The 12242-nt window shown below is 41.9% G+C and carries 11 protein-coding genes; 3 read left to right on the plus strand and 8 right to left on the minus strand.

Features of this window, described 5'->3' with window-relative positions; all coding sequences use genetic code 11:
- Nucleotides 1-8: 8 nt before the first annotated feature.
- The 3 genes from JOD17_RS08820 to JOD17_RS08830 all read right to left on the minus strand — a co-directional run bounded on the left by JOD17_RS08820 (nt 9) and on the right by JOD17_RS08830 (nt 3002).
- Complete coding sequence (locus tag JOD17_RS08820; protein ID WP_204697079.1) at nt 9-812, minus strand: nucleotidyltransferase; 804 nt, start codon at nt 810-812, stop codon at nt 9-11.
- A 181-nt stretch (nt 813-993) separates the two neighbouring features.
- Nucleotides 994-2748: a BCCT family transporter gene (locus JOD17_RS08825; protein ID WP_239575352.1), complete on the minus strand. Its 1755-nt coding sequence runs from the start codon at nt 2746-2748 to the stop codon at nt 994-996.
- A 65-nt stretch (nt 2749-2813) separates the two neighbouring features.
- The gene (locus JOD17_RS08830) at nt 2814-3002 is read right to left on the minus strand and encodes a hypothetical protein (RefSeq protein ID WP_042360396.1); all 189 of its coding nucleotides are present in this window, start codon (nt 3000-3002) and stop codon (nt 2814-2816) included.
- A gap of 80 nt (nt 3003-3082) precedes the next feature.
- On the opposite strand from JOD17_RS08830, the gene JOD17_RS08835 reads away from it, so the two are divergent.
- The gene (locus JOD17_RS08835) at nt 3083-4258 is read left to right on the plus strand and encodes an aminotransferase A (protein WP_204697182.1); all 1176 of its coding nucleotides are present in this window, start codon (nt 3083-3085) and stop codon (nt 4256-4258) included.
- Here JOD17_RS08835 and JOD17_RS08840 read toward each other — a convergent pair.
- Nucleotides 4242-4862, minus strand: a complete 621-nt coding sequence (locus JOD17_RS08840; RefSeq protein WP_204697080.1) for a DNA-3-methyladenine glycosylase — start codon at nt 4860-4862, stop codon at nt 4242-4244. The two genes, JOD17_RS08835 and JOD17_RS08840, sit on opposite strands and share 17 nt — an antisense overlap.
- Before the next feature lie 98 nt (nt 4863-4960).
- Here JOD17_RS08840 and JOD17_RS08845 point away from each other — a divergent pair, with 98 nt between their 5' ends.
- Nucleotides 4961-5296 (plus strand): metal-sulfur cluster assembly factor, encoded by a 336-nt coding sequence (locus tag JOD17_RS08845; RefSeq protein ID WP_042418919.1) that lies wholly within the window; start codon nt 4961-4963, stop codon nt 5294-5296.
- A 42-nt stretch (nt 5297-5338) separates the two neighbouring features.
- Here the strand turns inward: JOD17_RS08845 and pepF (JOD17_RS08850) are convergent, their stop codons facing one another.
- From pepF (JOD17_RS08850) to JOD17_RS08865, 4 genes are all read right to left on the minus strand, one after another.
- Nucleotides 5339-7135, minus strand: coding sequence for an oligoendopeptidase F (gene pepF / locus JOD17_RS08850; RefSeq protein WP_204697081.1), 1797 nt, complete (start codon nt 7133-7135; stop codon nt 5339-5341).
- 2 nt (nt 7136-7137) lie between these two features.
- Nucleotides 7138-8106, minus strand: coding sequence for an ATP-grasp domain-containing protein (locus JOD17_RS08855; RefSeq protein WP_204697082.1), 969 nt, complete (start codon nt 8104-8106; stop codon nt 7138-7140).
- Nucleotides 8107-8207: 101 nt separating this feature from the next.
- Complete coding sequence (gene pepF / locus JOD17_RS08860) at nt 8208-10010, minus strand: oligoendopeptidase F (protein WP_204697083.1); 1803 nt, start codon at nt 10008-10010, stop codon at nt 8208-8210.
- The gene (locus JOD17_RS08865) at nt 10007-10936 is read right to left on the minus strand and encodes a ketopantoate reductase family protein (protein WP_204697084.1); all 930 of its coding nucleotides are present in this window, start codon (nt 10934-10936) and stop codon (nt 10007-10009) included. Before JOD17_RS08865 ends, pepF (JOD17_RS08860) begins: the two co-directional genes overlap by 4 nt.
- A 128-nt stretch (nt 10937-11064) precedes the next feature.
- Between JOD17_RS08865 and JOD17_RS08870 the strand changes: the two genes are divergently transcribed.
- Nucleotides 11065-12237 (plus strand): pyridoxal phosphate-dependent aminotransferase, encoded by a 1173-nt coding sequence (locus tag JOD17_RS08870; RefSeq protein ID WP_239575354.1) that lies wholly within the window; start codon nt 11065-11067, stop codon nt 12235-12237.
- Nucleotides 12238-12242 lie beyond the last annotated feature (5 nt).

A 12242-nucleotide genomic window follows, 5' to 3' on the forward strand; every position in this document is an offset into this window, starting at 1 on the left:
GTTATATGTCAATCATTTAGATGGGTGTGCATTTTCATGAGCGTGTGTTCATGCAAATGAAGATCATAGTTTCTTACTAAGTCAGCATGAAGGCTCTCAACGAGAAGAAGAGCATGACCGTAGGCGTTAACTAAAGATTCGCGATCAAGTAAGGCGGTCGTTCGTCTGTAGTTCTCGTAGGAATGTTCACTTAAATCATGCTCAAGGTTTTTTGTTGCGTTTATCCAACGCTCAACAGTATTTTCTTTAATCCGTAATAGTTTCAATACTTCGTTTTGGATACGTGAAAGAATGTCGAGCGAGCGGGCGTGTTCTCCTCGTTTCAACACGTTTACTCCAAAGATCCATAGGTTAACAAAGTTGTTAAAAGCATCATTTACGTGTTCGTTTGTTTTCCAATTCGGTCCGTCACCGCTTAAGTCTTCTAATCGCTCATACAATTGGTCGGTATCATCGTAAATAAACATCTGATCGGCTTTTGGAAATGAACCAGTCTGCTTAAATGATTCGATTACATTCATTTCAGATTGCGGGAGAAAGTGAAACTCTCCACGCACGAGGTTGCTAAAGATCGCTACCAACGTACCGTATTCGTTATCAAAAATCAGGTCTGTTGTGAAAAGGTTCATCACCCACTCATGTGCATCGAACGCGTCCATACAATGATTTTTAACGAAGATATAAAATTCCACATCTGAATGCGTATCGCCTTCGCCTTTCGTAAATGAGCCATACATCATCGCAGCGGCGATTGAACCATCGACTTGGCAAGTGTTTGTAACGTCTTGAATTAATTTTTCTTGAAATAACATGATCTATTCTCCTTGGTCTTGTTTTTTTAGTTTTTTAGCGTAAGACTAAAGGGCAGATCAATAACTGCAAAGCATGAACTCATAAGAGTAGCTCCTTTCATGTTGGAGTCAAACCGAGTATAACAGCCATAAGTAAAGAAAAGAACATCAGCCGCAAGTGGCTAATGTTCTTTTTAACGATTTATTCTTTTTTCGGATTGTGATCATCCGTGTCGCTTTCATCGACTCGTGAATCGTTTTTCGTTTCAGAGATGTCGTTACGAATTTCTTCATATACTTCTTCTTTCAAGTCATCATAGAGCTCATCGCGTAAGTCTTGTTTTATTTCATTTCGTTCTGTTTCTTTCGCTTGTTCTCGAATTTCTTTTAAATCTCGTGTCATTAAGATGAGCATACAAGCTAGCATACCGAGCATTATGAAACTAAACGGCAATGCGGACACGATGGCGGCGGTTTGTAACCCTTCAAGTCCTCCAGTGAGGAGAAGAACACTTGCAGTACCTGCAATAAGAACTCCCCAGATGAACTTGATTGAAATCATCGGCTTTAATCCACCTTGACTCGTCATAACGCCTAGTACATAAGAAGCCGAGTCGGCAGAGGTGATAAAGAAAATCCCGATGAGGATAAACGCAAGAATGCTTGAAATAAATGCGAGTGGCATGTTCGATAACATATCGAACAATGCAACTTCGGGGCTTTCTGCAACGATCGAAGAAATGCCCGTTCCCCCAAAGATTTCTTGGTGTAGTCCTGTACTACCAAACGCTGTAAACCAAATCACACCAACGAGAGAAGGTAGAAGAAGTACGCCCATCATAAATTCTCTAACGGTACGACCTCTTGAAATTCGTGCGATAAAAAGTCCGATAAATGGCGCCCAAGACATGTGCCAAGCCCAGAAGAAAATTGTATTGTTTCCTAGCCAATCGCTATCTGAGTACGGAGTCATTTGTAAACTCATCGGAATAATGTTAGCGATATAGCCACCGAGCACTTGAACGAAGTTGTCAGCAATAAACAGCGTTGGTCCTACAAAGATAACAAATAACAATAAGATCGATGCCAAGACTAGGTTCACATTACTCAAATACTTAATGCCTCGGTTAACCCCTGTAGCAGCTGAAACCATAAATAACACGGTAACAATAGCGATGATTGTAAATTGTGTTAAGAAGTTGTTTTCGAGAGGAGATATGTAGGAAAGTCCTCCCGACATTTGCAATGCGCTAAGTCCAAATGTTGTTGCGACACCCATAGCGGTTGCAATAACAGCAAAGATGTCGATGCTTTTCCCTGCCCAACCTTGCATTTGTTTCCCAAAAAGTGTGGAAAACGCGGAACTAATGAGTGCAGGCTGATTCTTTCTAAATTGAACGTATGCAAGCACGAGTCCGACTAAGCCGAAAATTGCCCATACGTGAAGTGACCAGTGAAAGACGCCGTAACGAAGGCCAACAATAGCAGATTGTTCAGTACCCGGAGCGATGTTGTCAGGTGGATCGTCAAAATAGAGGACTGGTTCGGCAACGCCCCAGAAAACGAAACCGACGCCGATTCCAGCGGCGAAGATCATCCCGACCCACGTCGGATAGTTGTATTCCGGACGATCATCTGATTTTCCTAAGCGGATTTTACCGAAAGGGCTTACTACTAAGAATAATGATAATGCTACGAAAATAGCGGTAATAATCATGTAATACCAACCGAACGTCTCAATCATAAAGTCTAGTGCTGTATTCGCAGCGGTTTCAAGGGAACCTGGACTAAGTGCACCCCAGAGTACGAATGACGCTACGAGAACAGCGGAGATTGCAAAAACGATGTTCGGTCTTTTCGTCTCGTATGTATAGTGGTTTGCCATTGAGTTCGTAAAGATGAGCGAGTCACCCTTACGCTTCCTCCCTTCAAAATGTAAAGTGTAGTAGAATGGCATATCCTATAACTTACCCATAACGAGTTCATTTTTAACGTGTTTTTATGAAAAAACAATCTGGGCGACTAAAGCCCAAATTGTTTTTTCGTGTTTTCATCGCTCTCAAGTGACGCAATAAATTGTTGAAGCACCTTAGCATCAAGCGTCACATTCACACCTTCAGGCGTTGTCACAAAGACGTGATTTGCTTTTTTAGCTTTTTTAAATTGATACCCGTCAACATTCATGAGTACTCGTTCATCAGGACGTGCCATCTAATCACCTCAATTATTCATTGTACAAAAAATCGAAAGAGTATGCGACAATGTTTTCTAAACGAACCATTTGCAAAAGGATGATAAACGTGAATCATAACGAACTTTTAATCGATGAACAAGTGAAAGCCATAAAGACGTCCGGCATCCGTCAATTTTTTAACCGAGTGAGTACAGTTGAAGGTGCCGTCCAATTAACACTCGGTCAGCCAGACTTTCCAACACCTGATCACGTAAAGCAAAGTGCCATTAAAGCGATTGAAGAAGGTGCAACGACGTATACACCGAATCAAGGCATTGAACCGCTCAGAATTGCAGCGGCTAACTTTGTGAAAGAGAAATACAGGTTGAGCTACAACGCTAAAAGCGAAGTGATTACGACTGTGGGAGCAAGTCAAGCGCTCGATCTTGCGGTTCGAACACTCATTTCATCAGAGGATGAAGTCATTATTCCCGCTCCTGTCTATCCAGCGTATGAGCCACTCATTACGTTAAAGGGTGGAAAACCCGTATTCGTTGATACGAGAGAAACGAACTTTACACTTACAGCGAACGCGTTACGAGAAGCAATTACGAGCAAAACGAAAGCGGTCATTTTACCGTATCCTTCAAATCCAACGGGGGTCGTGCTTGAAGAAGCGGAATTACAAGAGATTGTTGACGTCTTAAGAGAACATCCGAATGTGTTTATCATTAGTGATGAGATTTATAGTGAGCTCGTCTATGAAGGTAATCATCGCTCGATTGCAACCGTTGAAGAGATGAGAGAACGCACGTTCGTGATTAATGGTGTTTCCAAATCACACAGCATGACAGGTTGGCGGATTGGATTTTTATTCGGACCTGAGTCATTGATTCAACACGCACTAAAAGTCCATCAATACAACGTTTCGTGTCCAACATCGATTTCTCAATATGCCGCACTTGCTGCACTGACGAATGGAAAAGATGATGCAAACGCCATGAAAGATGCGTACGTCGTGAGACGAAATTATGTGATGGAACGTTTGGATTCCATGGGGATCTCTTATACGTTACCGAAGGGCGCTTTTTATTTGTTCCCATCGATTGAGAGAACAGGGTTAACATCGTTTGACTTTGCCGTTACATTGCTTGAACAAGAAAAACTTGCTGTCGTACCTGGGACGGCATTCTCTGATTACGGAGAAGGCTATGTGCGCTTGTCGTACGCATACAGTATGGACAACTTAAAAGAAGCGTGTGATCGTTTGGAGCGGTTTATTCAGTCTCTTTAGGATGTTTGGAGACATACGGGTTATCTGCCTCATAAAAACGCCATAAATAATCTTTTGCTTCGCCGCTATTTGGGATGCCAATTCGTTTTGAACGTAAAACAGTGCCTCGTTCTCCGTCTTCAAGGAAAAGGGTAGAAGAACAAAAATCATGCCCGTCCATTCCGTCACGGGAAATCCCAAAAGCTTGCCCGAACTTTCCGGGTCCGTTCGTAAGATTTAATCGTTCACGTCTCGTGAGGTCTTCAATTGGTTTGCCGTAGCGTCGCATACTCATCGTCTCGATTCCTTCGAGTGGTTCGACGGCTCGAAGAAGTACGCCTTCAGGTTTACCGATGCCTCGCGTGACGACGTTCATACAATGGTGTAAGCCGTAAATGATGTACACATAGGCGGTGCCACCCTGTTTGAACATGGATTGATTACGTACGGTTTGTTTACCACCGTACGTATGACTTGCTCGGTCATCGGGTCCAATGTACGCTTCGACTTCAACGATGCGACCTTTAAGGTGTGTGCCATCGTCGTGGATGATCGTAAGAACTTTACCGATTAATTCTGGTGCAACGTCGAGCGTTGGTCGTTCATAGAACGTTCTAGGTAACATGAGTCATTCACTCCAAATTGTAGCGTAGAAGTTTGAGTTCTATTTCATTTTCAAGTATGATGATAGTAGAATGATTGTTGATTAAAGAGGTGACGAAAGTGGCAGATGAAGCACTATTAGAAGAAACAAGAGAACGTGTATTTGCAGAATTGGAAAATGTGATCGACCCAGAACTTGGTGTTGATATTGTTAATTTAGGACTCGTTTATGACATTCAGCTTGATGATGAAATGAACACAACCGTTGTCATGACACTCACATCAATGGGTTGTCCGCTAGCTGGCATGATTCAGTCAGAAGTGAAGAATGCGCTTAGCGATCTTCAAGAAAACAAAGAAATTGGCAGTGTTGAAGTGAGTATCGTCTGGAACCCACCGTGGACGAAAGACAAGATGTCTCGTTACGCAAAAATTGCATTAGGCGTTGCTGATTAATAACAAACGACCGATACATTGTGTATCGGTCGTTTCGTTCGTTTAGACGTCCATTGCTCGTAATTCCTCAACCGTTTCTTTAAACATTTTCATCGCATTTTCAACTGGGGCGCTAGTCGTTAAATCGACCCCTGTCTCGTTTAACAATTCGAGCGGGTCCTTTTTGCTACCGCTTGCGAGGAACGTTAAATAATTGTCGAGTGTTTCCTTGTCACCATCTAAGATGCGCATGGCAATGTCAATCGCAGATACGAACCCTGTCGCATATTGATACACATAAAACGCACGATAAAAGTGAGGAATACGAGACCAACCGTATTTCACTTCATCATCAAAGACGAGTTCTTCACCGAAGTACGTACGGAATAATCCTTCATAAAGCTCATTTAAAGACTCTGCATCGAGTGGTTCACCGCTCTCAGCACGTTCATGAGTTTGCTTCTCGAAGTCCGCGAACATGACTTGTGTAAAGAACGTTCCTCTAAACTGTTCAATGAAATGATTGAGTAAATACGCTCTCATTCGTTCATCTTCTGTATTTTTGAGTAAATATTGAATGAGAAGCACTTCGTTCACCGTTGATGCGACCTCAGCAACGAAGATTTTGTAGTTTGCCGTGATTTGTGGCTGTTCTTTACTTGAGTAATGGCTATGAAGGGCATGACCCATCTCATGGACGAGCGTGAACAAACTGTTCAAGTCGTCATGATGATTTAGAAGAACAAACGGGTGAACCCCATAAACGCCCATGTTGTATGCACCTGAACGTTTAGCTTTCGTTTCACGAACGTCGATGTAACGTTTATCTCGAAACAGCTCTAATTGAGCCACATAGTCTTCACCGAGCGGTTTTAACGCTTTTAGCATCGTGTCATACGCTTCATCGTAAGGGATCTCAGCTTTAACGCCTTGTACGATTGGCACATTTAAATCGTATTGGCGAAGTTCATCCACTCCAAGTCGTTCTTTGCGAAGTTTAGCGTAATCGTGAAGCGGTTTGCTGTTGTCTTTGGCTGATTGCAATAAATTGTCATACACTTCTACAGGGATATCGTCACTAAATAATGCTTCTCCTAAAGCGGAAGAGTAGTTGCGAACCTTTGCAAGTGCAGCGTTTGTCTTCACTTCGGATGCGTAGTTCGTCGCAATTGTATTGTTCATCTCAACATAAGGCTTATAGTACGCTTTGTATGCTTCTTGACGTTTGGAACGATCCTCGTCTTCAATAAGCTTCGAATACATTCCCCGAGTTAATTGCACTTGATTTCCATCTTCATCGGTAACATCACCAAATGAAATGTCGGCGTTGTTGAACATATTGTACGTGTTTGATGGGGCTTGGAACGTTTCGTGCAGTTGTGAGAGTAGTTGTTCTTGTTCTTTTGATAGCACATGCTCTTTTTCGCGGAATGATTTCCATAAGCTATCTTCAAAATAAGCAAGCTCAGCTTCTTCTTGAATGTATTGCTCTAACGTTTTCTTATCTAAGCTCAATAAGAACGGCATAAAAAACGCGGTTGATTCACTGATTTTGACACTCAATTGAGCGGTTTGCCCGTTAAGTTTTTGCGCTTTAGAATCTCTCGTGTCAATATCTTGACGAAACATCGCATATGCAAACACTTTACGTACGATTAAGCTCAATTCTTCTTGTGTTTTTAAGTACTGTAGAAGAGAAGTGCTATCATCGATTTTCCCGTTAAACGTTTGAAGTTTGTCAGCAAGTTCATACGATTGTTTCACATCTTCTTGCCACGCAGATTCATCTTTGTAAAGATCGGTTAAGTCCCACTTTTCATGATCTGGAACGTCTGTTCGATTGTTATATGTTTTTGCCAAATCTAATCACCACTTTTTTCTGTTAATGTACCCGTAATTGCTTGGGGGAATTCTTGTTCTAAACGATTTTTTAGTGATCGTGCAATTTCTTGCATGCCGAATTGATTCACTTTTTGTTCTGCATCGCTATTGTAGTTTGTGTTCGTATTAATGTCATACGTATACGTATTCCCATCTTCGTCTTGGATCGATTCAATCCCTGCAAATTGTATGCGTGCGTCACGCAAAAATGCTTCATATTGTTGAATTAACGATGGATTAAATTCAGATAAGATCCGGAATTTTTCCTTTGGCGTTTCAGTCGTAGGGCAAGAATCAATCGCAATCGAGCACGCATCAGCAGGACAAAGCTCAAAGCCTTCAGATGTATCGACTTCAACAGCATAAAGAAATTTACCATCAATAAATTCAGAGCGGGTAATCGTTTTCGATTTGCTTTCGATGTATTGTTGAATCAACGTAATGCCATCAATCGAAGGTTCAAATTCATTGTCTAAATACTCAACAAGTCCTTCAATTGAATAAAACAACCGTACACCAAGCCCTTTACCTGCTCGGTTATGTTTCGTAATAAAAGGACCATTCATTTTCTTTGCACTCTTGATGATGTCTTCTTTGCTCATCGCAACGTACGTTTTTGGAACTTGGATGTTGTTCTTTTCTAAGTGTGCGTATTGCATGGCTTTGTTCAGTTCAAATTGTAACGCCTGTGTGCCGTTATATACGATGCGGTTATGGCTTTCTAACCAGTGCAACACAGCAGATGTATATTCGGGTGCATAACGATGACCGCGTGTATGTGAAGAGGCGCTCATTCGATTGTAATACACGCCTTCAGGAGGCGTGTCTAACACGTTAAAAGCACCATCAGCCATATGCCAAAGTTCAAAAGGCACTTGAAGCGCTTTGAGAGCAGTTTTTAACGGTTCTGTCCATTCATCATTTTCATGAAGTACGTAAATCTTTGCCATTACAGTCACACCTTTCCGTTACTTGTATTTTTACAGAAAATGTAGAAAAAAACAAAGAAAAAAGACAGAAAAGAACCTAAGAAATAGGTTCTTTTTGCATGTTAATCAAATGAACGTTCAAGTTCTGAGATGAGAGAGCCAACGTGAGCGACTGCTTCAGATATTGGTGCTGAAGAGCTCATATCAACTCCAGCCATTTGCAGAAGCTCGAGTGGTGGTTTGGAACCGCCTGCGTTAATCATGTCGAGCCAGCGATCAACAGCAGGTTGACCTTCTTCAAGAATGCGCTGTGATGCATACGTTGAAGCGGTAAGACCTGCAGAGTACGTGTACGGATAAAGCCCCATATAATAATGCGGTTGACGCATCCACGTAAGTTCTGCACCGTCATTTAACGTCACAGAATTTCCCCAAAAGCCTTTAAGCGTTTCGCGTTTCAATTCGTTCAACTTAGAAGTCGTTAAAATCACATTTTCTTCAGCGAGTAAATACACTTCACGTTGGAAATGAGCTTCAAGCAAATGCGTTACAAAGTTATGATAATACGTTCCGAGTAATGAAAGAATGACGAAGCGTTTCATCTCATTTGAGTCCGCTTGCTTGAGTAAATGATCAGCAAGCAACAATTCATTCATTGTAGAAGGTGCTTCAATCATGTACTTGGAAGGACGAGAAGTGCCGATTCGTTGGTTTTGATACGCATGATAAAAGTGTCCGGCATGTCCAAGTTCATGAGCAAGAATAAATGTCCCGCGCATCATGTTCGTCCACGTTAATAAAATGTATGGGTGATACCCATACGGACTCATGCAAAATGCACCTGTCTGCTTCCCGATGTTATCTGCTTGGTCGACCCAACGTTCTTCGTGTGATTTCTCGATCATAGAAACGTAGTCGCTTCCCATCACTTGTAAAGCGTCTTTAATGACGTCCATCGCTTCATCGAATGACATTTCAGGATTGTAGTTCGGGTCAAGTGGTGCTTTTAGGTCAGCGAAAGTCATTTCATCGAGGCCGAGAATTCGTTTCTTAAGCTTAGCAAAGCGTTGCATGTGAGGACTTAGTTGTTCATAAATGGTATTGATTTGACGGTGGTATGTGTCTTGGTCAACTTCTTGATCATCAAGAAGCATATCAAGCACAGAAGAATACCCGCGCAGTTGACTCTCTTGTACTTGGCGATTCACTTCAGTTGCGAACGTACTCGCAAACGTATGATTATAGTTTCGTAACCCTTCAGAAAATCGTGCAAATGCGTTTCGACGAATGGAAGGATCGCTAGAAAGCTCATATTTGTCTTCAAACAATGCTTGTGACAGCGGGTATTCGTTGCCTTTACTATCGGTAAACGAAGAGAAGTTCAAGTCAGCAGCTTTGCTTTGTTTGTAAATCGTGTATGGTGCTTGCCATGTTTCTGAAAGTGTTGCTAATGCGTGTTCGGTTTCTTTTGAGAGCAAATGATTTTTGTTCGTCTGGCACATCGTAATAAAGCGCTCGTATTCTCGCAATACCGGCTCTTCATTAAAATACTGCTCTAGCTCATCTTTTGAGAGTTGCGCAATCTCATACTCAATAAATGCAAAAGCTCGAAGCATGCGGGAGTGAACTCGTGATGTTTTTCCTGAGAGCTCTTGGTTTTTCGGATCGGTCCCGTCAGCTGCGCTCTTTAAGTGTGCATACGATTGAATTGGAACAATTTGTTGTTGCAATTTTTCTTGATAGGTTAGCACTTCAAGCAATGTTTTTGCTGACTCTGTTACTTGTCCTTCATACGCATCAAGCTTAGGAAGCTGCTTACTAAATTCGTCATAAGCGTGTTGCCAATTGTCATCATTAGAAAATAAAGAGTCAAGATCCCACGTTTGTGATTGTTCAATTTCTGCTCGCTTTAAACGATTAATCATAAAGAACCGTCCTTTCGTTTCTGTTCATAGACTTGGAGATTGCCATAGACGACTTCTAAATAGGGGGTGTCAATTTGATGAGCTTTCGCTTGTACGTATAAGTAACCTGGGATGTGATCTGCTTCGACAGCGAGTCCTTTTTCCGTGTCACGTTGCATGGACGCTTTAAAGCTAGCGTTTAAGTTGTCCCATTGTTTCTGGGCTTTTTTACGTAATCGTTCGCTGTCCATAGAAGGATCAATGCGTTCAATGACGGTTGCTACTTCAGTGATTAATGATTCGGCAACGTTCATTGCACTTTGTGAGGACTTAATCTGACCGATGTTCGCATCAAAAAGTGTCGTCGTTCCAGATAGCACAGTAATGAGCATATACTTTTGCCACATGTCCGAGTCGATGTTCTCACGAAGGGCAAACGTTGATTTGTCGGACTGGAACATTTGTTCTACTTCATTTGTAGACAGTGATGCTTGTTCATTTCTTGGGCCATAAAGCATCGTATGCATGTCACCGTGATGCACAATCGTTCCGTCATCTTTTAACGTAGATTCAATGAAGCATACGCCTCCAAAAACTTGGTTCTTCGGTATGTAGCTTTCAAGTGTTTCTAAGTGAGCAATCCCATTTAAGAGTGGAATGATAATCGTTTTGTCATGCATAAATGGCTTGAAATCCTGAATGGCTTGTTCTAAATGATACGCTTTCGTCGTAAGTAAAATCACGTCGAACTTTCCGCTGTCTTTTGTTGTGATCAGCGGTGGGTGAATGTTGATATTTCCGTGGGGGCTTTCAATAATAAGCCCAGTTTTTTGTAATTGCTGACGCTTTTGTTCGCGAACGAGAAAGGTAACATCTTTTTCGGCTTCAAAGAGACGACCTCCAAAGTATCCACCAACTGCACCAGCACCAATGACGAGTAATTTCAAAACGATACGACCTCCTTTAGTTACAATTCCAGTATAACGAAATTCATAAAAATTCGAAATAAAATGATCTTATTTTACAATTCATGATAAACTTGTAGAAAAACAGTAACGATCAGGTGGGATTTCATATGATAGAGTTTTCTGCTTCAAAAGCGATTGAACGTTTACCGAGTCAATTTTTTGCTAAACAAGAAAAAGCTGTATTAGAACGCAAAAACTTAGGGCGCGACATTATTAACTTCTCACAAGGTAGCCCCGATACGAAAACACCCGAGCATATCGTTGATTCATTAAAAGAAGCAGCAGAAGACCCGAATATGCATCGCTATTCGCCGTTCCAAGGGTTTCGTTTTTATAAAGAGGCAGTATGTGAATTTTATGAGCGGGAATACGGTGTGACACTTGATCCCGATGAAGAAGTGTGTGTGTTATTCGGAGGCAAAGGAGGGCTCGTTGAAGTGAGTCAATGCCTCCTCGATGAAGGAGACGTTGCGCTCGTGCCAGACCCTGGTTATCCAGATTATTGGTCAGGTGTGGCACTTCAAAACGCTCTGATGCACCCGATGCCACTTCAAGAAGAACATCAATTTTTACCGAACTATAATGATCTTACGAAGGAAACGCTAGAAAAAGCGAAAGTGATGTTCTTGAATTACCCGAACAACCCGACAGGAGCGATTTGTGATACGTCGTTTTTCGACGAGACGGTACAATTAGCAAAGGAGAACAACATTTGTGTTGTTCATGATTTTGCATACGGAGCATTTAGCTTTACTGATCAAAAGCATCCGAGCTTTTTGCAATCAGAAGGTGCCAAAGATGTAGGGATTGAAATCTATACGCTTTCAAAAACATACAATATGGCAGGATGGCGCATCGGATTTGCTGTTGGTAATCGTTCTGTTATTAAGATGTTAAATGTGTTGCAAGACCATTTGTATGTGAGTTTGTTCGGAGCGGTCCAAAAAGCAGCAGCCACCGCATTAACGAGTTCCCAAGACGAAGTGAAACGACTTCGCGAGATGTATTTGAAGAGGCGAGACGTATTAATGGAAGAAGCAAAGAACATTGGTTGGGAAGGAACTGCGCCAGACGGGTCATTTTTTGCTTGGTTCCCTGTACCAAAAGGCATGAGCTCTCAACAGTTTGCAGATAAAGTTCTCCTTGAAGCAGACGTGTGTGTCGCACCTGGAAATGGTTTCGGAACTTACGGAGAAGGGTATGTCCGATTAGGACTCGTTCATGACGAGGAGACCATTCGAAAAGGTATGCAGCGAATTGGTTCATTAAATCTTTTCTAAAGGGT

Source organism: Geomicrobium sediminis, assembly GCF_016908595.1.
Classification (GTDB): domain Bacteria; phylum Bacillota; class Bacilli; order Bacillales; family Marinococcaceae; genus Geomicrobium_A; species Geomicrobium_A sediminis.